Annotated in this window: 18 protein-coding genes; 8 read left to right on the plus strand and 10 right to left on the minus strand. The window is 70.5% G+C overall.

What is annotated here, in order from left to right; genetic code table 11:
* Positions 1–152: 152 nt before the first annotated feature.
* The 3 genes from MKK70_RS18230 to MKK70_RS18240 all read left to right on the plus strand — a co-directional run bounded on the left by MKK70_RS18230 (position 153) and on the right by MKK70_RS18240 (position 1,934).
* A complete protein-coding gene (locus MKK70_RS18230) occupies positions 153–761 on the plus strand; it encodes a cation transporter (RefSeq protein ID WP_147727937.1) in 609 nt (202 codons plus the stop codon).
* Positions 758–1,603, plus strand: coding sequence for a metallophosphoesterase (locus MKK70_RS18235; RefSeq protein WP_147727938.1), 846 nt, complete (start codon positions 758–760; stop codon positions 1,601–1,603). Before MKK70_RS18230 ends, MKK70_RS18235 begins: the two co-directional genes overlap by 4 nt.
* Positions 1,604–1,712: 109 nt before the next feature.
* A complete protein-coding gene (locus MKK70_RS18240) occupies positions 1,713–1,934 on the plus strand; it encodes a hypothetical protein (protein ID WP_147727939.1) in 222 nt (73 codons plus the stop codon).
* 12 nt (positions 1,935–1,946) lie between these two features.
* Here MKK70_RS18240 and MKK70_RS18245 read toward each other — a convergent pair whose 3' ends face one another.
* Together MKK70_RS18245 and MKK70_RS18250 are read right to left on the minus strand one after the other, a co-directional pair.
* A complete protein-coding gene (locus tag MKK70_RS18245; RefSeq protein WP_147727940.1) occupies positions 1,947–2,198 on the minus strand; it encodes an RAG2 PHD domain containing protein in 252 nt (83 codons plus the stop codon).
* 119 nt (positions 2,199–2,317) lie between these two features.
* On the minus strand, positions 2,318–2,695 hold the full coding sequence (locus MKK70_RS18250) for a 4a-hydroxytetrahydrobiopterin dehydratase (protein WP_147727941.1): 378 nt from the start codon (positions 2,693–2,695) through the stop codon (positions 2,318–2,320).
* Between the two features lie 196 nt (positions 2,696–2,891).
* On the opposite strand from MKK70_RS18250, the gene MKK70_RS18255 reads away from it, so the two are divergent.
* The 3 genes from MKK70_RS18255 to MKK70_RS18265 are packed head-to-tail and all read left to right on the plus strand — an operon-like array spanning position 2,892 to position 5,399.
* Positions 2,892–3,872, plus strand: a complete 981-nt coding sequence (locus MKK70_RS18255; RefSeq protein ID WP_147727942.1) for an ABC transporter substrate-binding protein — start codon at positions 2,892–2,894, stop codon at positions 3,870–3,872.
* A gap of 50 nt (positions 3,873–3,922) precedes the next feature.
* Positions 3,923–4,633, plus strand: a complete 711-nt coding sequence (locus MKK70_RS18260; RefSeq protein ID WP_147727945.1) for an ABC transporter permease — start codon at positions 3,923–3,925, stop codon at positions 4,631–4,633.
* Between the two features lies 1 nt (position 4,634).
* Complete coding sequence (locus MKK70_RS18265) at positions 4,635–5,399, plus strand: ABC transporter ATP-binding protein (RefSeq protein ID WP_147727943.1); 765 nt, start codon at positions 4,635–4,637, stop codon at positions 5,397–5,399.
* A 26-nt stretch (positions 5,400–5,425) separates the two neighbouring features.
* On the opposite strand, the gene MKK70_RS18270 is transcribed toward MKK70_RS18265, so the two are convergent.
* On the minus strand, positions 5,426–7,315 hold the full coding sequence (locus MKK70_RS18270; protein WP_243949244.1) for a hypothetical protein: 1,890 nt from the start codon (positions 7,313–7,315) through the stop codon (positions 5,426–5,428).
* A 201-nt stretch (positions 7,316–7,516) separates the two neighbouring features.
* The gene (locus MKK70_RS18275; RefSeq protein ID WP_147728759.1) at positions 7,517–7,843 is read right to left on the minus strand and encodes a HesB/IscA family protein; all 327 of its coding nucleotides are present in this window, start codon (positions 7,841–7,843) and stop codon (positions 7,517–7,519) included.
* 163 nt (positions 7,844–8,006) lie between these two features.
* On the opposite strand from MKK70_RS18275, the gene MKK70_RS18280 reads away from it, so the two are divergent.
* A complete protein-coding gene (locus MKK70_RS18280; protein WP_243937517.1) occupies positions 8,007–9,254 on the plus strand; it encodes a deoxyguanosinetriphosphate triphosphohydrolase in 1,248 nt (415 codons plus the stop codon).
* 76 nt (positions 9,255–9,330) lie between these two features.
* On the opposite strand, the gene MKK70_RS18285 is transcribed toward MKK70_RS18280, so the two are convergent.
* Entirely contained in the window at positions 9,331–9,795 is a 465-nt protein-coding gene (locus MKK70_RS18285) for a hypothetical protein (protein WP_147728761.1), read from the minus strand.
* 293 nt (positions 9,796–10,088) lie between these two features.
* Between MKK70_RS18285 and MKK70_RS18290 the strand changes: the two genes are divergently transcribed.
* Positions 10,089–11,264: an MFS transporter gene (locus tag MKK70_RS18290; RefSeq protein WP_147858434.1), complete on the plus strand. Its 1,176-nt coding sequence runs from the start codon at positions 10,089–10,091 to the stop codon at positions 11,262–11,264.
* 388 nt (positions 11,265–11,652) lie between these two features.
* Here the strand turns inward: MKK70_RS18290 and MKK70_RS18295 are convergent, their stop codons facing one another.
* The 5 genes from MKK70_RS18295 to MKK70_RS18315 all read right to left on the minus strand — a co-directional run.
* Positions 11,653–16,503, minus strand: coding sequence for an NAD-glutamate dehydrogenase (locus MKK70_RS18295; RefSeq protein ID WP_243949245.1), 4,851 nt, complete (start codon positions 16,501–16,503; stop codon positions 11,653–11,655).
* Between the two features lie 405 nt (positions 16,504–16,908).
* Positions 16,909–18,795, minus strand: a complete 1,887-nt coding sequence (locus MKK70_RS18300) for a TniQ family protein (protein WP_243949246.1) — start codon at positions 18,793–18,795, stop codon at positions 16,909–16,911.
* Entirely contained in the window at positions 18,792–19,871 is a 1,080-nt protein-coding gene (locus MKK70_RS18305; RefSeq protein ID WP_243949247.1) for an ATP-binding protein, read from the minus strand. The genes MKK70_RS18300 and MKK70_RS18305 overlap by 4 nt, the downstream gene beginning before the upstream one ends.
* 3 nt (positions 19,872–19,874) lie before the next feature.
* A complete protein-coding gene (locus tag MKK70_RS18310; RefSeq protein WP_243949248.1) occupies positions 19,875–21,734 on the minus strand; it encodes a Mu transposase C-terminal domain-containing protein in 1,860 nt (619 codons plus the stop codon).
* A gap of 89 nt (positions 21,735–21,823) precedes the next feature.
* Positions 21,824–22,008, minus strand: a 185-nt coding sequence (locus tag MKK70_RS18315; protein WP_243949249.1) for an integrase core domain-containing protein, incomplete at its 5' end; no start/stop codon positions are given.

Here is a 22,008-nt window from a genome sequence, read left to right on the forward strand (position 1 = left end):
CGTTCCGGCCGCACGGATTCGGTCCGGCCGCGGCCCCGCCTCGCACAGGTCGGGCGCCGAATCCAGCCGGGCGAAACGCCGAGGCCGGGTCGACAGCCCGCGCGCGGTGGGCGAAGAGGCGGCCCGGCCCGTCAACGGACACCGTCGCCCGCGTGGACTCCACCGCCTCCCCCCCGCTCCGCCCCGTCGTCGCGCGCGTCGCGGGGCTGAACCTCGGCTACTTCGGCATCGAGATCGCGGTCGCCCTGGCGATCGGCTCGGTGGCGTTGATCGCCGACAGCCTCGACTTCCTCGAGGACGCGGCGATCAACCTGCTGATCTTCGCCGGCCTCGGCTGGAGCGCGGTCAACCGCGCCCGCCTCGGCACGCTGATGGCCGGCATCCTGATGGTGCCGGCCCTCGCGACCGCCTACGCGGCCTACGAGAAGGTCTCGGACCTGAGCGCGCCGGCGCCGCTTCCTCTGACGCTCACCGGCCTCGGCGCGCTCGCCGTCAACCTGACCTGCGCCCTGATGCTGTCGCGCCATCGCGACGGCGCCGGCAGCCTGACGCGGGCGGCCTGGCTGTCGGCCCGCAACGACGCCTACGCCAACCTGGCGATCATCGCGGCCGGGCTCGCCACCGCGCTGCAGCCCTCGCCCTGGCCCGACCTGATCGCCGCGGCCGGGATCGCCATCCTCAACGCGGACTCGGCCAGCGACATCCTTCGCGCGGCCTCCGCCGAGCGCCGCGCCGCCCAGGAAGCAGGACCGCCCCCGTGAGGATCTTCCCGATCTCCGACCTCCATCTCGAGCGCCGCCGCCTCGATCTCATCGCCGCACCGAGCGGGGCGTTCGACGTGATGGTCTGCGCCGGCGATCTGTACGAGGGCCACCCCGAGCGCGGGCTCGCCGCCGTGCTGGCGCTGGCCGGCGGCCGACCGGTGGTGCTCGTGCCGGGCAACCACGAGCACTATGCGCCGACCGGCGACGCGCGAACCGCCCCCAAGCTCCTCGCCGCACTGACAGGGGAGGTCGAGCGCCTGAATGGCGCCGGTGCCCGGATCCACCTGCTGCAGCACGGCGCCACGTGCGTCCTCGATGGGGTCCGCTTCGTCGGCGCGACCCTGTGGAGCGACTGGTCCCTGGCCGGGCGCTGGCTCGCGGCGGACGCGCCCGACCGGCCGGCCGACCCGGTGAGCTACGCGGCCGAGCGGATGACCGACCCGATCACCGGTTCGCGAGAGTACCGCGGCTCGATCCGCAAGGCCGACGGCACCGCCTGGCTTCCCGCCGACGCGATGGCGGCCCACGCCTCCGAGCGCCGCCGGCTGCTGGCGGCCCTGGCGCAGCCGTTCGACGGGCCGACGGTGGCGGTGACGCACCATCCCCCGAGCCCGCGTGCGGCCGACGCCTTCCGCGATGCGCCGGGGGTGCCGTGGTGGGTGCCGGCCTTCTACGCGACCACGGTGCTCGACGACCTCGAAGACGCCGCGCGGCCCGTCCTGTGGGTGTCCGGCCATTTTCATGCCGGGCACGACATGGCGATCGGGCGCTGCCGATGGGTGGCGAACCCGGTCGAGGGCGCGACCTACGCGGCCGACCGCGTCGTCGCCGTGGCGTGAAGCTCGGCCCGGTCGACGCAAGGCGACGCCGCCGCGCCGCCCGGCGCGAAACCTCCTGCACGGCTCGTGCGTAGGGCTGCCACGTCCTTCCCGCGGGAGAGCCCTTGCCGTGAACACCTTCCTCGCCGTCGTCCTCGTCTGCGCCAACGCGATCGCGCAGGAAGCCTGCACCGACGACAAGGCCCTGGAGGTGCGCAAGGTCCGCGTCGCGAACGAGCTCGGCTGCACCAACGGCTGGCAGGAGATCATCGCCCGCACGGACCTGCGCGACGAGATCGGCAAGACCTCCTACCTCAAGACCGAGTGCCGCCGGGTGAAGAGCCCGCAGTGACCGCGGGGCGCCTCAGCATCCGGCCTTGAAGGCGATGGGGCCGGTGGCGAAGCGGATCTCGCCGCGCCCGTTCCGGATCTCGCCCCCGGCGTAATGGAGCGCGTCGTCGCGGTTGCGGAACAGGCCGCCGGCGATCCCGTGGCTCTCCAGCGCGACCCAGCAGCCGCCGGCATCCTGCCCGATGGTGAAGCTGAGAGCGGGCGCGTCCGGGATGGCGGGCGGGCGGCCGGCGACGGCGGCGAGGGCGGATCGAAGGTTCGGCATGGTCTCACGCGGGGCTGGCGCGGCCCCTTGCCGGAACCGCACCGCCAAGATCGAGCCGCCCACGTAAGGAATCGAGCGTCTCCGCCGCGCGATGCCATGAGCGTGTCGTGAGGATCGGCCTACTTCTCGTACTTGACGTAGGCGAAGCGTGCGTCCGTCGGCGTCCCTTCCAGGCCCTGGCCCTCGAGGCCCGGCTGCCAGGAGACGACCTCCTCGATCTTGCGCGCCAGCGCGAAGTCCTTGTCGGTGATGCCCTTGGCGGCATGGTTCATCAGCCGCACCTCGACCCAGGCGTAGGAAGCGGTCAGGTCGGGGTGGTGCCACGCGGCCTCGGCGAGGTGGCCGATGGTGTTGATCACCATCAGCGTGCTCTTCCAGCTCGCGGTCTTGTAGGTGCGGCGAATCCACCCGTCCTCGTAGCGCCAGGCCGGGATCTCGGCGGCGATCCGAGCGGCGATGGTCTCGTCGTCCAGGGCGCCTTCGCGTGGCTCGGCCATGATCTCTCTTCCGATGTCGGTTGTCCCCTTCGAGCCTGCCCCGGCCACCGCTCCCGCGCAAGGCGGTTGTGGACGGGCCGCGTGCTGCGCCCTATGACCTTTCGGCAACGGCACCCTCGGCGTCGGAGCCTCACCGCTCCGGCCGGGGCGGCCCCAAGGCCGAACCGGCCGGCAAGACCTCCAGGGAGAAGGCGCCATGCTGTCACGGCGCGGATTGCTCGCCGCCGCGCTCGCCGGCCTGCCGGTGCTGTCGCATCCGGCGCTGGCGGCCCCGAGCGTGCGCCTCGGCAGCCTGCCGTTCGGCACGGTCGCGTGGGAAGCCGCGGTGATCAAGGCGCGCGGGCTCGACGCCGCCAACGGCTTCACCCTCGACCTCGTCAAGCTCGCCGGCAACGACGCGGCACGGATCGCGTTCATGGGCGGCCAGGTCGACGTGATCGTCGGGGACCTGCTCTGGGCGGCCCGCCTCGGCAACGAGGGCCGGGCGATGCGCTACGTGCCGGCCTCGACCTCCGAGGGCGCCGTGATGGTGCCCGCCGCGAGCCCGGTGAAGACCCTCAAGGATCTCGAAGGCAAGCGCCTCGGCGTCGGCGGCGGGCCGCTCGACAAGAACTGGCTGCTGCTCAAGGCCCAGGCGCAGGACGCGGCCGGCTTCGACATCGAGGCCAAGACCGAGATCGCCTACGGCGCACCGCCCCTGATCGCTTTGAAGCTCGAGCAGGGGTCGCTCGATGCCGCGCTCACCTACTGGACCTACTGCGCACGCCTCGAGGCCAAGGGCTTCCGCCGGCTGATCGGCGCCGACGACATGATGCGCGCGCTCGGCGCGAAGGGCGCGTTCGCGCTGATCGGATACCTGTTCGAGGCGCAGACCGTCGCCGAGAAGCCCGAGGCGATGGCCGGGTTCGTGCGCGCGGTGCGCGCGGCCAAGGACATGCTCGCGGCCGACCCCTCCGCCTGGGAGATTGTGCGCCCGCTGATGGCCGCCGACGACGACGCCATCTTCGAGGCCCTGAAGCGGGAATACCTCGCCGGCATCCCGCGCCGCCCGCTGGCCGAGGAGCGCAGCGACGGCGAGCGGCTGTTCTCGGTGATGTCGAGGCTCGGGGGCGAACGCCTCGTCGGCACCGGCACCGGCCTGCCGCCGGGCCTGTACTACGACGGGAAGACCGGTTGATCCGCGCAAGCGCCTCGAACCGCCGCGCCATCCTCACCCGTCTCGGCTCGATGCTGGTGCTGCTCGCCGCGTGGCAGGCTGCGGCACAAGCCGCGGGCTCGCGGATGCTGCCGACGCCGCTCACCGTGGCGGCCTTCATCGGCCGGGAATCGGCGCGCGGCGACCTGTGGACCAATGTCGGGATCACGCTGGCGCGGGTCGGCGTCTCGTTCGTGCTCGCGATGGTGCTCGGCGTGCTGCTCGGCGTCGCGCTCGGCCGCTCGAAGCGCCTGAACACCCTGCTCGACACGCCGCTGCTGGCGATGCTGAACACGCCCGCCCTGGTGATCACGGTGCTGGCCTACGTCTGGGTCGGCTTGAACGAGTCGGCCGCGATCCTGGCCGTGGTGCTGAACAAGCTGCCCAACGTCGCGGTCATCCTGCGGGAGGGCGCGCGCGACCTCGACCCGGGCCTTGAGGAGATGGCGCGGACCTACCGGTTCGACCGGCGCTCCTGGGTCGCCCACGTGCTGGTGCCCCAGCTGCAGCCCTACGTGGTGGCCGCGGCGCGCTCCGGCCTGTCGCTGGCCTGGAAGATCGTGCTGGTGATCGAGCTGCTCGGCCGCCCCAACGGCGTCGGCTTCGCGATCAACTACTACTTCGTCCAGAGCACCGACGTCGCCGCGATCCTCGGCTACAGCATCGTGTTCATGAGCGTGATGATCGCCATCGACATCCTCCTCCTGCAGCGGCTCGAAGCGCATGTCCGCCGCTGGCGATAAGATGTCCGCCGCCGTCGACGAGATGTCGGGTTCCGACGCGGTCCTCACGGTCGAGATCGCGCGAAAGGTCTACCATCCGGCCTCGGCCGAGCCGGTGGAGGCGGTGCGCGACCTCGCCTTCGCGATCCGGCCGGGCGAGATCGCCTGCCTGATCGGGCCCTCGGGGGCCGGCAAGACCACGACGCTGCGGATCCTGCTCGGGCTCGACGCCGATTACGACGGCTCCATCGTGCCGGATCCGCGCGCCTCGGAGACCGGGCCGGGCATGGTCTTCCAGGAGCCGCGCCTGCTGCCGTGGCGGACGGTGGAGCAGAACGTGCGCCTCGCGATGCCGCGGCCGCAGCGCGGGCGCGACCTCGACGGGCTGTTCGCCCATCTCGGGCTCGCCCCCTGGCGCGGCCGCTATCCGGGCGCGCTGTCGTTGGGGATGCAGCGCCGCGTGGCGCTGGCCCGCGCGCTCGCCAACGACCCGCGGCTCCTGGTGCTCGACGAGCCGTTCGTGTCGCTGGACGACGCGGCCGCCGCCTCGCTCCGCGGCCTCGTGGTCGACACCGTCGACCGGCTCGGCATGAGCGTGCTGATGGTGACCCACAACGTCGCCGAGGCGATCGCCGTCGCCGACCGGCTGCTGCTGCTCTCCCCGCGCCCGGCGAGCCTCGTCGCCACCATCCCGCTCGACCGGCCGCGGCCGCAGCGGGACCGCGCCTGGGCAGATGCGACGCGACAGGACCTGGCGCAGCGCTTCCCCGGCGTCATCGCGGAATAGCGTTCCTTCGAGCGGAAGGGCCGGCCTCACTCCACCTTGGCGTCGACGTCGAGCTTGTCGAGCACCGCACCCGGCGTGCGGGCCAGGCCGAAATCGGCGAAGCCGAGGCCGGCGGCGTTCTTCGCCTTCGCGGTCATCGTCAGGCGGCCGGGCTTCGTCACGAACTGGCCCAGCGCCGCGCCGATCGCCCGGGCGGCGGGCGAGTTCCCGAGCATCGCCGGCACGCCGAACTGGGTTGCCGCCACGTATTCCTGGCGCAGCTCCTCCGGCTTCAGGCTGAGGGCCTTCGCCTGGGCCGCGAGGAAGCGCTCGAACAGGCCGGTATTCTGGATCGTCAGGTCGAGGGCCTTGGCGGTCGCCGTCAGCATCAGCAGGCTCGCCGCCGGGATGTGCGAGGCGAACAGCTCCGGCCCGAGGCCGCCGATCGTCCCGGCGAGCCGCAGCGAGCCGATGTCGCGTCCTGACAGCGTCATCTCGCGCACCGCGACCTCGCGCTTGGCCTCGTCCCAGGCGGAATCGACCACGAGGTTGAGGTCGAGATCGGCATAGCCGTAATCCGGCAGGGCGCCGAGCACCGGCATGCTGGCGACCATCGCCGCGGGGAACGTCAGGCCCGAAAGATCGAGGCGGCTCGCGGTCGGCACCCCGTCGCGCAGCGGCCCGAAGGTCAGGGCGCCGCTGCGCAGGGCGAGGTGGACCGGTGCCGCACCGGGGGCGGCGGGCGTGGCGAGGGGATAGCCGGACTTGGCGGTGGCCGGAGGCCTGGATGCGGTCCGGCCGGGCTCCTTGCCGACCGGGGCCGGGGCGCCCGGCATGTCGAGGCTCAGGTCCTGCAGCGCCAGGCCGCCGACCGCGGGGGTGAGGCGGCGCAGCTCCTCGTCGGTGACGGCGGTGTCCGGGTTGGCGAGGCGGCGCAGGGTCGCGATGGTCGGGGCGAGGGAGACGCCGGTGAGCGCCACACGCGCGAGCCGGGCCTTGAGGCCGCCCTGCGCGAACGCGATCGCCTCCAGGGTCGTGCCGCTCTCGGCGCCGGTGCCGCCGTGAGCCAGGCGCCCGACCTCGACCAGCATCGGCTCGCCGGCGCCGGTCCGGCTGATGGCGAGGCCGCGCAGCTCGAGGCTGCCGAACGCGACGGCGTCGGCCAGGTCGGCGGCGGTTCCCGCGAGCTTGCCGCGCTCGGCCGCCGTCATCTCCGGGTCGACGGCCTCGAGCCCGCGGGCGAGCCCGGCCATCGCGCCGTTCCAGCCGCCGGGGACCTGGCGTCCGCCGAAATCGCGGCCCTCGAGCCCGGCGATCCGAATCGTGACGCCCGAGGCTTCCGTGTAGGTCACGTCCGAGGCCTGGATCGCGGCGTAGATCCGCTGGACCGGCCCCTTGCCGTCGCCGGATTCCGACGAGAGCCGGACGAGCGCGGCGAGGTCGAGATCGCTGGCGACGATGCGGCCGTAGGTGCCCGACCCCGGGTGCGCGCCGGTGACGGAGACCCCGGCGCCGGCCATGGTCAGCTCGGCGATGCGGCCGGCGCGCACGTCGCGCGCCGCGACCTCGCGATAGGTCACGGTCTGCAGCGATCCGCCCGGGCCGGGATGTTCGGAGACGAGGACCGGGATCGAGATGCTCGCCGCCTCCAGGCGTGCGAGGCGGGGCGCCCAGGGCTCGGGCGAATCCGCCTTGAGGATCGCCGTCAGGTCGTCGCGCGAGAGACGCGTGCCGCTGACCGTGATCCGCGCCGCCTTGAACACCGTGTCGCCGAGCGGCAACGCGACGTCGACCAGCACGACGTCCTGGACCGCCGAGGCCGCCTCCTGCGCCGCCGCAGGCCGGCCCGTCGTCCCGACGCCGAGGACGAGACCGGCACAGAGGCAGAGGCGGGCCGCCCGGATCAGGCTGGCGCGGACCGTTCGGTGACTGATCATCGTGTGCGGACCGCTGACGAATGTTCTATCCGAGGAGACGGCGCTGTCGTCCCGCATTTCGCCGCGCGAGGCAATCGGTGCGCCACGTCGCGACTCACGCTTGTCGGCGCCTGTCGTTCCGGCACCACGATGCCGGCGACTGCAACCAGCCCCGACACCACCCTCGGGGCCGCACGGGACAGCGCCGCGCCCCTCGAAAGATCAGAGCGAGAACGAGGTGCCGCAGCCGCAGGACGAGGTCGCCTGCGGGTTCTCGATCTTGAAGGACTGCCCGATCAGGTCGTTCACGAAATCGATCGTGGATCCGGCCATGTACTCGAGCGACACCGGGTCGACGACCACGGTGGCGCCGTCGCGCTCGATCGTGACGTCCTGCGCCTCCTGGTCGCGGGTGATGTCGAAGGCGTAGGAGAAGCCGGAGCAGCCGCCGCCGTTCACGCTGACGCGAAGCAGCGCGCCCGGGGGCTCGGCACCCATGATCTCGTTGATGCGCTTGGCGGCGCGGGGGGTCAGGGTGATCTCGGCCATCGGGAGAGCCATCGGCGCTGTTGTCGGGTCCGGGCGCGGCGGGCGATTGCCCGGCGCGTGATCGATCCAAGATATGGGGTACGACGGCGCGCCGCAACGCGTGCCGCGTCGAACTGCGAGGGAACCATGCCGGCAGCACATCACGAACCGGGCGGGAGGCCGCGTGCGCGCCAACGGTGAGCGCTGGCGCGCGGCCTACGCCACCGACCCGGGCGCGACCCGCGGACGGCTGATCCCCGAGCCGGCCTCGCCGACGCGGAGCGATTTCCAGCGCGACCGCGACCGGGTGGTGCACTCGACCGCCTTCCGACGGCTGAAGCACAAGACCCAGGTCTTCGTGCATCACGAGGGCGACCATTACCGCACCCGGCTGACCCATACCCTCGAGGTCAGCCAGATCGCCCGGGCGCTCGCCCGCGCACTGGGCCTCGACGAGGACCTGGCCGAGGCGCTCGCGCTCAGTCACGACCTCGGCCACACCTGCTTCGGCCATACCGGCGAGGACGCGCTCGATGCCTGCATGGCCGAGCATGGCGGCTTCGACCACAACGCGCAGGCGCTGCGCATCGTGACCCGGCTGGAGCGGCGCTACGCCGGCTTCGACGGGCTGAACCTCGCCTGGGAGACGCTGGAGGGCCTGGTCAAGCACAACGGCCCGCTGCTCGAGCCGGACGGTCGCCCGACCCCGCGCTACGCGCGCACGGGCATCGCGGCGGCGATCCTCGAATACGACGCGCTGCACCCCCTGGAACTGGCGCACCATGCCGGGCCGGAGGCGCAGGCGGCGGCGCTCGCCGACGACATCGCCTACGACAGCCACGACCTCGACGACGGCCTGCGCGCCGGATTGTTCGATCTCGCCGACCTTGAAGCGGTGCCGTTCCTGCGCGGATTGCTCGACGAGATCGCCGCCCTGCATCCCGGGCTGGAGGTGTCGCGCACCATCCACGAGCTCGCCCGGCGGGTGATCACGCGCTTCGTCGAGGACGTGATCGCGGAAAGCCGGCGCCGCCTGGACGTGCTCGCACCGCGCGACGTCGCCGCGATCCGTAGGGCGCAGGCTCCGGTGATCGCGTTCTCGGAGGAGATCGCGGCCGCCGACGCCGACATCAAGCGCTTCCTCTACGCGCGGATGTACCGCCATCCGGAGGTGATGGCGGTGCGGGCGAAGGCGAACGCCATCGTCGCGGACCTGTTCTCGGCGTTCTCGGCCGATCCGACGCGGATGCCGGTGGAATGGAGCGAGGGCTTGTCCGGCGCACCGGCCGGCCGCATCGCCCGGCGCATCGCCGACTACATCGCCGGCATGACCGACACCTACGCGGTGCTCGCCCACCGGCGGCTCTACGCGTCGACGCCCGACCTCCACTGGAGCCCGCCGAGCCGCGGATTGCCCCTGACCGAGCCGTAGGGCAGGGCGCCGCACCGGGGCGGACGCGACGGAGGAGCCGCCAAGCGCCCGCCGTCGCGTTCGTCACCCGGCCCGATCAGTAGCCCGCGCAGGTGCAGCCGCTGCCGTAGCCGTAGGATGCGGGCGCATAACCGCCATAGCCGCCATACCCGCCGCCGTAGGCGGGCGCGTAGCCGCCGTAGCCGTAACCACCGCCGTAGCCATATCCGCCGCCGTAGCCGTAGCTGCTGCCGTAATCGTACCCGCCGTAGCCGCCGGCCAGCGCGCCGGCGGCGAGCCCGACACCCAATCCGATCCCAGCGCCGGCGAGGCCGTAGCCGATCCCCCGGCCATAGCCGCCGCGGTAGCCGCCGTAACCGCCCCGGTATCCGGCAAGACCGCCGCGGTATCCGCCGTAGCCGCCGCGCGCTCCGACGAAGCCGGCGCTGCGGAAACCGCCATGCGCGCCGTAGCCGCCGCCGTACGGGCGCGCTTCCGCGCCGGCGGGAAGCAGGATCAGGGCGGCACCGAGGGCCGTTCCCGCCAGGATGAGGGCCTTCATCACGTCGTCTCCACCGAAACCGAGGGGCGCTTCGGCAGGATCGCCAGGCGCAACGGCCTCGATGGTAGGCGCTCCGGCACCGCCCGGCGGGCGTCAGTGTACGCACCCCGCCGGTTATCCCAGGTCGATCGCGCGATGACGCACCCGACGGTTGAGACCCGTTCGTGGAACAAGGCTGCATCCCATTGCCCGCCGGTCCGCAACCGAGGGCGATCCGCCATGTTGGGGCATACCGCACCGCACAAAAGGGATCGGCGCCCGCGCCTTCGCCCCCGTGCCAACGGAGCCCATGCATGGTCTCGCTGCCGATTCTCGCCCTCGCCGTCGCCTCCTTCGGGATCGGCACCACGGAATTCGTGATCATGGGCCTGCTGCCGGAGGTGGCGCAGAGCTTCGGCGTCACCATCCCGCAGGCCGGCTACCTGGTCTCGGGCTACGCGATGGGCGTGGTGATCGGCGCGCCGCTGGTCGCCATCGCCACCGCCGGCCTGCCGCGCAAGACCGCGCTGCTCGCGCTGATGGCGGTGTTCCTGGCCGGCAACGTCGCCTGCGCCGTCGCGCCCACCTACGCGACGCTGATGCTCGCCCGCATCGCCACCGCCTTCGCCCACGGCGCCTTCTTCGGCATCGGCGCGATCGTGGCGCGCGATCTCGTCCCGCGGGAGAAGCGGACCCAGGCGGTGTCGCTGATGTTCGCCGGGCTGACGCTGGCCAACGTGCTCGGCGTGCCGCTCGGCACCGCGCTGGGGCAGGCGGCGGGCTGGCGCGCCACCTTCTGGGCGGTGGTGGCGATCGGCGTCGCGGCGGGCCTGGCGATCCATCTGTTCGTGCCGGCCGGGCTCCCCGGCTCGCGCGGCGGGCTGGCCCGGGAGTTCCGGGCGCTCGGGCGCTGGCCGGTGCTGCGGCCGATGCTGGTCTCGACCCTGTCCTCGGTGAGCTTCTTCACGGTGTTCACCTACATCACGCCGCTCCTGATGGGGGTGACCGGGCTCAGCGCCCGCGGCGTCACCGGCGCGCTGTTCGTCGCCGGCATCGGCCTCACCGCCGGCAACCTGATCGGCGGCCGCCTCGCCGACGGGAATCTCACCGCCACGGTGATCGGCAGCTTCCTCGGCCTCATCGCCGTCCTCGCCCTGCTGGCGGGCGTCGCCCACTTCGAGATCGCGATGCTGACGGCGCTGGTGGTCTGGAGCGGGCTCGCCTTCGCCCTGGTCTCGCCGTTGCAGATCTGGGTGGTGGAGGCGGCCAGCGATGCCCCGAACCTCGCCTCCACCCTGAACCAGGGCGCGTTCAACCTCGGCAACGCCACCGGCGCCTGGCTCGGCGGCGTCGCGCTGACCGCGGGCGTCGGCTACGGCCAGCTGCCGCTGATCGCGGCCGCGGTGTCGGCCCTCGGGCTCGGCCTCGCGCTGTCGGCGATGTCGGGGCCGACGCGCTCGGTCCTGCCGGCGCCGGTCCACCCCGGCTGATCGCGCCGCGGGGACGCTATCGCTCTGGTTGCAGGATACTGCCGCTCACGCATGCGACAACGCCGAACCGTTAATATTTGGCTACACACATGCGCCCGATGCATGCGCGAAGTGCAACCTTGTCCATTGTTGCAGCGCACCATGATCGGCATCTTCGGAGCGAACGGACGGCCCTGCGGCCGTCGCCCCACGGAGAGCGATCCATGACCCAGCCTGCCCCGAAGCCCGGCCTGTTCTCGCAGATGCTCCGCCTCTGGCTCGAGCACAACCAGCGCATGCTCGACATGCGGATGGGCCCGTTCTGAGCCTGCGATACGAACCGCCCGGTCCCTGAAAAGCCGGTCCCGCGCATGCGCCGGGCCGGCTTTTTCATGTCCTCGATCCGGCGTCAGCTTCGTGCCAGGTCGCCGAGCAGGCTCGCGGCGACGGTGGCCTTCGAGACCGTCAGCCCCGAGGCCGCGATGGCGTCGACCGCGCTGCGGATGCGGGCCAGCGACGGGCCGCGGGCCTTGCCCCAGGCGGCGACCGCCTCCGGGCCGGCGCCGATGTCGCCGACGACCTCGGCGGTGAGCTGCCGGTGCGCGGACGAGATGCCGGCCACCGCCCGCTCGAGCGCGACGCGGTCGAAGGTGTCGGAGACCGGCGCCGCGCGAGCGGCTTCGGCGAGCGCGTCGAGGGAGAATTCCCGCTCCAGCGCGAAGTGCGTCGCCGCGATCTCCGCGACCGGCCGCCCGCTGGTGCCGGCGACGCGGACGATGTCGGGCGCCGAGGTCAGCGCCCGCAGCGAGGCAAGGCGGAGTGCCGGCTCCGCATCCATGCCCTGCCCGACGAGGTCGGCGCGCCGCCGCTCGATCGCCGCGTTCGCCTCCGTGCCGAGGACGCCGGGGAGGGACGCGAGCACCGCGGCGATCCCGTCGCGATAGCGCGCCACCAGGGGAGCGATGCCGCCGGCGAGGTCGAGGTTGCGGATGAACCAGACGATGCGGTTGACCAGCAGGTCCTGCACCTCGGCGTAGAGGCCGATCTGGGCCTGCCCGCCGATCCGCCCGGCCAGCTCGTCGATGGCCGCGTTCAGCTCCATCAGGCCGAAGGCGTCGCGGGTCACGGCGTAGGCCTTGGCGATGGTGGCAGCGTCCGCCCCGGTCTCGTCGGTCAGCCGCGTGACGAGCGAGATGCCGCCGCGGTTGACGATGATGTTCGACAACGCCGTCGCGATGATCTCGCGGCGCAGACGGTGCCCCCTCACCGCATCGGGGAAGCGCTCGCGCAGGGCCTTGGGGAAGTAGCGCTGCAGCTCGCGGTCGAAGTACGGGTCGTCCGGCACCGGGCTCGCCAGCACCGCGTCGTAGAGCGAGAGCTTGGCGTAGGCGAGCAGCACCGCGTATTCCGGCCGCGTCAGGCCCTCGCCGCGGCGCATGCGCTCGGTCAGCGTCGCGTCGTCGGGCAGGTACTCGACCGCGCGGTCGAGGCGGCCTTCCGCCTCCAGCGCCTGCATCGTCCGCATCGCGAAGCCGGCCTCGCCGAGGCCGCGGTGCTGGGCGAGCGAGAGCGCCAGCGTCTGCAGCTCGTTGTTGCGCAGCACGAGGTGGGCGACCTCGTCGGTCATCGCGACGAGGAGCGCGTTGCGGGCATCCGCATCGAGGCGGCCGTCGCGCTCCGGGATCATCAGCGCGATCTTGATGTTCACCTCGACGTCCGAGGTGTTGACGCCGGCCGAGTTGTCGATCGCATCGGTGTTGAGCCGGACGCCGGCCCGCGCCGCCTCGATGCGCCCGCGCTGGGTCAGCCCGAGGTTGGCGCCTTCGCCCACCGCCTTGGCGCGGATCTCCGGGCCGGTGATGCGCACGGCGTCGTTGGCCCGGTCGCCGGCCTCCTCGTCGGTCTCGGTGGTGGCGCGGACGTAGGTGCCGATGCCGCCGAACCAGAGCAGGTCGACGGGCGCCTTGAGGATCGCCTGCATCAGCTCGGCGGGCGAGGCGGAAGCGCGCTCGAACCCGAGCACGTCCCGGATCTCGGCCGAGAGCGGGATCGCCTTGAGCGCGCGCGAGAAGACGCCGCCGCCGGCCGAGATCAGGCTTTTGTCGTAGTCGGCCCAGCTCGACCGGCCGAGGTCGAACAGGCGTTTGCGCTCGGCAAAGCTCGCCGCCATGTCGGGCGTCGGATCGAGGAAGATGTCGCGGTGGTCGAAGGCCGCCACCAGCTTCAGGGTGCGCGAGAGCAGCATGCCGTTGCCGAACACGTCGCCCGACATGTCGCCGACGCCGACCACCGTCACCGGATCAGCCTGCGTGTCGACATCGATCTCGCGGAAGTGGCGCTTCACCGCCTCCCAGGCGCCGCGGGCGGTGATGCCCATGCCCTTGTGGTCGTAGCCCTGGCTGCCGCCGGAGGCGAAAGCGTCGCCGAGCCAGTGCCCGCGCTCCAGCGAGAGCGCGTTGGCGATGTCGGAGAAGGTCGCGGTGCCCTTGTCGGCGGCGACCACGAGGTAGGCGTCGTCGGGGTCGTGCCGCACGGTGTCGGCCGGCGGCGCGATGCCCTCGGCGACGAAGTTGTCGGTGAGCTCCAAGAGGGTGCGGATGAAGATGCGGTAGCTCTCGGTGCCCTCCGCCAGCCATGCGGCGCGATCCGAGGCCGGCGGCAGGCGCTTGGGAAAGAACCCGCCCTTGGCGCCCACCGGCACGATCACCGCGTTCTTGACCTGCTGCGCCTTCACCAACCCCAGAATTTCGGTGCGGAAATCCTCGGGCCGGTCGGACCACCGCAGGCCGCCGCGCGCGACGTAGCCGTAGCGCAGGTGCAGCCCTTCCACGCGGGGCGAATAGACGAAGATCTCGAAGAACGGCCGCGGCAGCGGCATGCCCGACACCTTGGTGCAGGCGAACTTGAAGGCGATCGTCTCGCGCGGGGTGCCGTCGGCGGCCTTCTGGAAGAAGTTGGTGCGGACCGCGGCCTCCACGAGGTTGACGAAGCGGCGCAGGATCCGGTCCTCGTCGAGGCTGGTCACGTCGGCGAGCGCCGCCTCGATGCCCTCGCGAACCGCCGCCTCGGCGGCCCCGCGGTCGCCCCCGGCGGCCGGGTCGAACCGGGCGTGGAACAGCGCGACGAGCTGGCGGGCGATGCCGGGATGCTGGCTCAGGGTCGCGGCGAGGTAGTCCTGGCCGTAGCGCACGCGGAGCTGGCGCAGGTAGCGGCCGAGGCCGCGCAGCAGCGCCACGTCGCGCCAGGCGAGGCCGGCCTCCAGCACGAGGCGGTTGTAGCCGTCGGATTCGGCCTGGTCCGCGGCGATGGCAAGCATCGCCGCCTCCAGCGGCGCCTCGAGCGGGCCGATCTCGATGGCCGCACCGGTGGCGCGCTCCAGCAGCATGTCGTGCAGCCAGACCTTGGTGTCGCTCCCCGCCGGCAGCACGCTGTAGGTCCGCTCGTTGATCACCCGGAAGCCGAGGTTCTCCAGGCCGGGCACCCGGTCGGACAGCGGCAGCGACGCCCCGCGCGAGAACACCTTCAGGCGCACCTGCGCCGCCGGGTCGGTGTCGCGGCGGTCGATCGCGACGGCGCGCGGGCGGTCCTCGGACAGGGATTCGAGGATGGCGATGTCGGCGATGGCGACCTCGGCGGAGAAGTTCTCGCGGTAGGCCGCGGAAAAGCCCTCGCCGTAGCGGGCGGCCAGCGCCCGCGCCTCGGATCCGCCCATGGCCTCCGTGAGCGCGGCGCGCAGCGCGTCGCCCCAGGTCCGCACCAGGGCGGCGATGCCGGCCTCCAGCACCGAGGGGTCGCGCTCCGGCGCGCCGGCTTCGGAGAACCCGACGATGTAGTGGATCCGGGCCAGCGGCCCGTCGGGCAGGTCGGGATAGGTCGCCGAGAGCCGGCCGCCGTATTCCTGGGCGAGATAGGCGCCGATGCGGGCGCGCACGATCGAGTCGTAGCGGTCCTTCGGCACGTAGACGAGGAGCGAGACGAAGCGCCCGAACCGGTCGGTCCGCGACAGCACGCGGATGCGCGGCCGGTCGGCGAGGTTGGCGATGGCGAGGGTGAAGCGGAACAGCCGGTCCACGTCGATCTGGAACAGGTCGTCGCGCGGGTAGGTCTCCAGCACGGCGAGGAGCGCCCGCCCGGCATGGCTCGTCGGGTCGAGGCCGGCCTTCTCGACCACGGCCGCGACCTTGCCGCGGAGATAGGGCACCTCGCGGGCGAGCGCGGTGTAGGCCGCGGCGGTGAACAGGCCGACGATGCGGACCTCGCCGGTGAGCTTACCCGTCGCGGAGAACAGCTTGACCGCGATGTAGTCGAGATGCGCCGCGCGGTGGACGCGGGCCTTGAGGCTCGCCTTGGTGATGATCAGCGCGTGCGGCTCCTCGAGGAACGCGACGATCTCCGGCGTCATGTCCACGAGCGCCCGCCCGCGGCGCAGCACGGCGAGGCCCGGATCGCGCAGGATGCCGAGGCTTTCGGCCTCGGCCGCCCGCTCGCCGGGCAGCGCGTGCTCGCGCATGCCGAGCAGCGTGAAGTGGCCGTCGCGCAGCCATTCGAGGAAGGCGCGCGCCTCGGCGACTTCGCCCTCGGGCAGCGGCGGGGGATTGCGGCCGTAGCCCTCGGCGAGCGCGCCGAGCCGGGCCAGCATCGCGTCGTGGTCGTCGGTGACCAGGGCCACATCGCGAAAGACCTGCGCGAGGCCGGCTTCGAGGCGTTCGCGCGCCTCGCCGGCATCGAGCCGGTCGAGGTGGATGTGGATGAAGCTCTCGCGCAGCAGGGCGCCGTGGGCGTCCGCCGTGGTCTCCCCGACGACGCGGACGAGCGCCCCGTCGGCGTCCCGCTCGACGCCGAGGATCGGGTGGGCGACGAGGTGGGGCGTCAGGCCCTGCTCGGTCAGCTCCGCCAGGGTCGAGTCGAGCAGGTAGGGGCGGTTGTCGTTGACGACCTCGACGACGGTCAGCTCGCGGGTGCGCCCGGGGCCGGGCACGGCGACGTCGACGAGCCGCAGGTTCGCCGCCGAACCCGTGGCGCGCGGCACCGCAAGATGCGCACGCGCGGCGATCGCGAGGTCGGCCAGCGCCTCGGCCGGGTAGGGCGCCAGGTCCTCCGGCGGCACCCGGCCGAACAGGTCGCGGACGAAGCCGCCCGGTCCGCCGCGGCCGCCCACGATCGATGCCGCCGCCTCGATCAGGTCGGTGCGGGCGGATTTCGCCTCGCTCGTCGCCAGGGCGGTGGCCGATTCCAGCGCCGATTCGGTTTCCAGCACCATGGGCGGGGACCCTCCGGACCGGCACCGACGCCGGTCCCGCCCCGGACGTTAGGGGAGGGCCCATGGCGAGTCGATGACGCTCGCCGCTCGCAGGCCCGCGCCGGGTGACAGGCGGGCCGCGACGACCGGCGTTCCGGAAGGGGCGCCGCTGCCGTCCGGCGTTGCTTCTGCACGCACCGTACCGGTTTCCACCGGTCGCGCTTGCTCCGAGAACCGATAGTTGACAGATGCACCGCTTATAAGTCGTTGATAATGCTGAAGGTGAAAATTCGCAGTCGTCTATACCTGTCAGGTTTGAAAAGCCATACCTGTCAGTTAAACGCAAATCTCCAGTAGCAACTAGGAATAAAAAAGCCCCGGCTAGTCGCCAGGGAGGGGAAGTACCGTAATGTCCAACCAATTATACTAAAACTTACCCCAGTTTATGATCCAATCATGCTTTCTAAATCCATTATGATTTGTTTTCAGCTTGTCAAAGTGAATGCATATGTCGATGTAACCGTAATAACATAACCTTAGATTTCTATCATTATAAATTGGGACAACGCCATTCATATTAAGGCATTTCGTAACGTCGGAAGCGTCTTTCCCAACCTCGCTCGCGAGGTCATCCAGCTCAACATGATTCTCGAAAAATTGTTTTAGCGAAGCTTGATGTATCACCGTTACCGGACTTCCCGTCAGGGCATCGACGGCGGTTCCCGTCGTCATCGCTCCCGTTGCGATGAGGCTCGCGAGCGCCTTGGGTTTCACCCCGGTCTCCACCGTTGCCTCACGCAGCGTGGGTCCGGGTAGACCTTGTTTCTCCATCGACACGCGGATCGCATCCGTTCGTATCAGCAGGGAGGCGATGTCGTTCCCAGTGGCACGACGACCCTTCCACGATATCTCGCCGGCAAGGAGAAGATGAACGATCTCCACCGGGGCGCATGAGCATTGGTTCGCCGCCTCCATGATGCTCACGGCGTCGGCGATGTCATCAACCGCCTCGACCTCCGCGAGCAATCGCGTCAGCAGGTCGTCGAGTGGGCCGCGTTCGAATGCGTGTCGCCAGTCCCAGTCGCCGTACGTAGGCGTGACCAAGCCATGAGCCTGGAGCGAAATGAACAGCGAGGCTTCGCACCCTAGCCAAGCGGCGGCGGCACTCGATGTCAGCATCGGGGGCCGAGCCGTTTCGGACGGGGGGTGGCTTGTTGCAGCGTGGCCGGCGTTCATGGTGAAGGGCCTTGTCTCGACGAATGATGCGATTTGTTCGATCCTGCGCGGGCGGACCGGGGTGACGAGGATCTTGCGGGGCATGCCGAAGACCGGTGGGGGTACCTTCGGCTTGGCCCTGGGTATCCTCGGTTTGTCCTGCACCACGTCGGGCGGCGTCTCCGCCACGTACCGAGCGAGAAGGTCTCTAGCCGGCCCGTACGCCACACGGTTTCGGCTGTTCAACCACAACCGGAAGTCAGCGAATGGCGGACGGGGGCCATCCTTGACCCTATGGCCGAACGGGTAGGCCCGCTGGAGACCGGTGAGGAAGCTGCGGATGTCGGCCTCTCCATCCCCGGCGATGCCGATGCCCGCAGCGCCGCAGAGATACCAGTCGTGTTCGCCGAGGGCGTCCATGCAAAGCCCGCGACCATGCAGGGAGAACGCCCCGATGACCTCGCAGAACCGGGCCGCGGCATGGAGTTCGAGACCGTCGAGGAAAGGGGCGGTGCCTGCCTGGCCGTCGATCCGTCGCTGGACGTAGCGCTCAAGCTCCGAGGCTGGCCGCCTTGCGCACTCGTCCGAGAGAACGTCGAGGCGCTGCAGGTGAGGGCGGATCGCAGCGGCGAAGTCCTGGTCGTTCGGAATCCTCCCCAAGCCGATATCGGCGAGCCCCAGGCCATGAGTGGGACAGGTCCGAATGGAGACGACCTTCCACGCGAGCCGGCCGTATGCGGCGGCGTGAGGGCGGAGGTCGGAGATCTCGATGTCTTCCTGCAGGCAGGCCGGACAGACGAGGAAGCGGTGCCTGCGGAGGGACGAGCCCACCATTGGATGACCGTGCAGCATGAAGCCCCCGGTCACCTTCCGAAGGCAGGCAGCCTCAAGGTCCGGGACCGGGACGCCGGCAAGCCTGCCCAGGCGCGCAAGCTCCGTGGGGCAGCCGTCCCGAATGCGCCACGGGGTCAGTCCCTGGTCCTTGCAGAACTTTCCCATGGTCCCGACGCCGTTGCGTGCGGCGAGGCGCGAGAGGAAGTCGAGGGTACCCTCGCCGTTCTCAAGGGTGAGCGTGAGTCGAAGGGGTTCGTCGATCATCCCCGAGCCTTCCTTGACTTGCGGCGACCGCTTGGCTCATCGGGTGGCGGAGGGTTGCTCATAGCCAGGACGCGCGTCGGATCGACCGTGAGGTAATCCGACGCCAGATACGGGTTCCATGGCGCCAAATTGCCGGTCCTGAAGGCGAAGGCATCCGCAAAGCAACCGAGGTCGAGTTCCTTCCTGTCATGCTCAATGGCGTACCTGATGGCGTCGTGGATCTCTTCGATGGTGATGCCGAGCAGGTTGCATCCGGCATGGACCAGGCGCGGGAACACGGCGTGGCCAAAGTCGCCGGCGACGGTCAGGCCCGCAACCCCCGCAAGGGCCGCCACGGCCTTCGTGACGGCACCGCCGTCGGCCGGCAACGAGAGCTTGCCGAACGCTTGCCAGCGGCCCCGCCGAACCGAGGAACGATCCGGGCGGAGGAATGTCTCGAACGACGGCTGGCCGGAGACGATCAGGACAATTGGATAGTCCTCGTCGACGAGCAGGCTCCGCAGCAAATGCCTAAGCTTCATCTGCTCGTCGACGTTCAGCGTCAGGTGGGCGTCCTGGAACTCGTCGAGATGGAGGACGAGCACGCCGAGGGCCTGGAGCCGCTCACGGACGATGCCCCAGGTTTCCGGACCCGAGATCCTCGAACGTCCAATCTTGTATCCGGTCGCCCGCAGGACCGTCCTGCCGAGTTCCCCGACGCTGCAGGGCGACGGGACCCGGACGGTGAGCGCCACGCAGCCGACCACCTGCCGACCGTAGTTCGGCGACAACGGGTGCTTGGACAGCAGCCGTCGGATCGCCGTGGTCTTGCCCGCACCGCTCTCACCGAGGACGACGAGGATGTTCCCTTCGAGAAGTTCGGCGCGTGCCTCGACGTCGACCGCCGCATCGGGCTCTCGGCGTTCGGTGAGGTCCGCCATCAAGCCCTCGAAATGACCCTGCAGTACCGTGTCGCGTGCGGTCCGCAGGTAGACGTGCCGCACCTTTTCCATGATGCGCGAACGACGTTGCATCTCGGATGGAAGGGCCGCGCGTACGCGCCCTGCCGGATCGAGGTCGATTTCCGTGGTCCTCATGCCTCAATTCTCGATGTCGAAGTCGTCGGACGGAGCGTCGTCACGACTTGGATGCTGGTCCTCCACCCCTGTGACTGGGTAGCCGCCGTCGAGCGGATCGGCGGAGGACTGCTCGTGGACGTCCGCCGTGGCCGGCATGGTCCACCCAAACATCAGCTCCCGCTCGGCACGGGCGATGTCGTCCGCGGTCGGCGGCAAGGACGCGATGCCGAAGCGGTCCGAAGCCTCGCGGCTCAGGGTATTCGCGGCGATCAGCGCCGCGTTGACGGCGGCCTGCGTGACGGCGGCTCCGACCGCATGGGTCCGAGCAATGTCGCGGGACGCCCGAATCCACGCTTCCAGCGTGACGTTCTCGAACTTTTCCGACGTGCACGAAGCGGCATGCCAGGTCCCGTCGATGCAGACGGCGATCTCACCCAGATCCTCGGGATCGAACTTGATCTCCATCTCGACCTTTCCTCGGTCGAGGAAGTGCCGGACGAGGGGCTCACACCAGTAGTGAAGGTTGAGCACACGGATGCCGGCGTTGCCGAGCGTCCGGAAAAGAGGAATGCCGAAGATTGAGCGGAGCTTGTGCCGGTCGGGAGCCTTGATGATCCCGTGCATGTGTGTGAGGCGGTTCCAGGCCGCGATAGGGGTCTCGCCGGCCAGCCCGTCGTGTGGCGCCCCGTGATAGGCGTCCACGAGCCACCGCGTCAGGATACGCGCTTGCTCGTCGTCGAAGAGGCAGGTGCGGGCTTCGGGGTCGTAATCGCCCTTGGCGACAACGTTCTCGAAAGTTCTTCCCGGAAACCGCGCGATGATCTGCATGCCGACCGTGCGAAAGAACGATTCCATCGGCCCGCGGAGGCCCGGTACGCCGCCCGATGGATACAAGGGCGACTGACCGAGGCACGCCACGGCATTGATCACCTCGGCGTTGTTGAACTGCGGCCCGCCGTCCATGGCGATGCTCTCGAAGGTGGCGCACTGGTCCCAGGGTAGCTCGGCTCCGGCGGCGGTCGCGTATGCCTGCTTGTTGGAGAGGGCCATGCGCAGGACCTTCATGGCCGCGGCGACGGTTGGCGTCCTGGAAAGGACGGCCCCGACGATGATCTTCGTCGTCGTGTCGATGGCCACGGTGAAGTGCATCCGTCGCACTTCGCGCTTGGTCTTGCCGTCCAGCCGGTCCCAAAGCCCGACGGCCGTCAGGACCGTCATCAGGTCCACCTCCCAGCTATCCATCTCGATGCGTTCGTAGGGCCGGGTCGTGACCAGCCCGGAGGTGACGACCGCGAACTTCGCCTTGGCCTTTTCAATGCCGTACCTGCCGGCATAGATCTTGAAGCGGCCGAACCCGGCGATGTAGAGGCCAAGGGCGGTCCGCGACGGGCACGCGAGGCGGTCCTCCATCGGCAGGCCGAAGTTGTAGGTGTCGATGTCGGCCTTAAGATCGCGGTGGAGGTTCCGGATCGTGGGCCGTTCGTCGGTGGGGTAACGGTTGCCGTGGTGGATAAGGAGCCTCAGCGCCTCGCCCGTGATCTGACGTGTGCGGCACCCGCTGCGATACCGGCCGTCCCGAAGGCTGACGGGGCTGAACCCCCGATCCTCCAGCAGGGCGATCCATCGATGCATCGTCCGCGGGCATGGATAATGACGGTCAACCACCTCCGTCTTGGAGCCGGCGTACGGCTTCCGCGACGAAGACTTGAGCCGCCCTGCGGGCCGGGTTGCAGTGGACCCCTTGAGAGCCTTTCCCGTACGCCCCCGCCGCGGATTGGCCGGCTTGAGTGCGATGTCGAGCAACCTCATCTCCCGGTAGATCAGGGCGATGGCCTCCTCGACACTTCTCTCGGACTTGGTGCAGGCACCGGCTTCGTACATCCGGATGAAGCGCGTTGTGAAAAGCCACTTCCAGATGACGGCCGGAGTTTCCTTGGAGCGCAGGTCGGTTAGCTCGGTTGCCTCGACCTCTAGGTGTGGTTGCCCAGAAGGTTGTTCAGGATTTGCCAGGGGGTCTGTCGGCTGAGGGCGGAGTGGGTTCGGCTGGTGTTGTGGTGGTCGATCCAGGGGCTCATGGCTTGGGTCCGCTCGGCGGATGAGGCGTAGGTCTCGGCGTAGATCCATTCACCGATCGGGGTCTGGATGATGCGCGCGG

This window comes from Methylobacterium sp. E-041, from assembly GCF_022829665.1.
Taxonomy (GTDB): Bacteria; Pseudomonadota; Alphaproteobacteria; order Rhizobiales; family Beijerinckiaceae; genus Methylobacterium.

Coding starts and splice junctions, on each gene's coding strand:
- MKK70_RS18290 (WP_147858434.1), top strand. CDS start 10,089: ATGGTCTCGCTGCCGATTCTCGCCCTCGCCGTCGCCTCCTTCGGGATC.
- MKK70_RS18300 (WP_243949246.1), bottom strand. CDS start 18,795: ATGATCGACGAACCCCTTCGACTCACGCTCACCCTTGAGAACGGCGAG.
- MKK70_RS18295 (WP_243949245.1), bottom strand. CDS start 16,503: ATGGTGCTGGAAACCGAATCGGCGCTGGAATCGGCCACCGCCCTGGCG.
- MKK70_RS18250 (WP_147727941.1), bottom strand. CDS start 2,695: ATGGCCGAGCCACGCGAAGGCGCCCTGGACGACGAGACCATCGCCGCT.
- MKK70_RS18305 (WP_243949247.1), bottom strand. CDS start 19,871: ATGAGGACCACGGAAATCGACCTCGATCCGGCAGGGCGCGTACGCGCG.
- MKK70_RS18265 (WP_147727943.1), top strand. CDS start 4,635: ATGTCCGCCGCCGTCGACGAGATGTCGGGTTCCGACGCGGTCCTCACG.
- MKK70_RS18285 (WP_147728761.1), bottom strand. CDS start 9,795: ATGAAGGCCCTCATCCTGGCGGGAACGGCCCTCGGTGCCGCCCTGATC.
- MKK70_RS18270 (WP_243949244.1), bottom strand. CDS start 7,315: ATGATCAGTCACCGAACGGTCCGCGCCAGCCTGATCCGGGCGGCCCGC.
- MKK70_RS18275 (WP_147728759.1), bottom strand. CDS start 7,843: ATGGCCGAGATCACCCTGACCCCCCGCGCCGCCAAGCGCATCAACGAG.
- MKK70_RS18255 (WP_147727942.1), top strand. CDS start 2,892: ATGCTGTCACGGCGCGGATTGCTCGCCGCCGCGCTCGCCGGCCTGCCG.
- MKK70_RS18245 (WP_147727940.1), bottom strand. CDS start 2,198: ATGCCGAACCTTCGATCCGCCCTCGCCGCCGTCGCCGGCCGCCCGCCC.
- MKK70_RS18260 (WP_147727945.1), top strand. CDS start 3,923: ATGCTGGTGCTGCTCGCCGCGTGGCAGGCTGCGGCACAAGCCGCGGGC.
- MKK70_RS18310 (WP_243949248.1), bottom strand. CDS start 21,734: ATGTACGAAGCCGGTGCCTGCACCAAGTCCGAGAGAAGTGTCGAGGAG.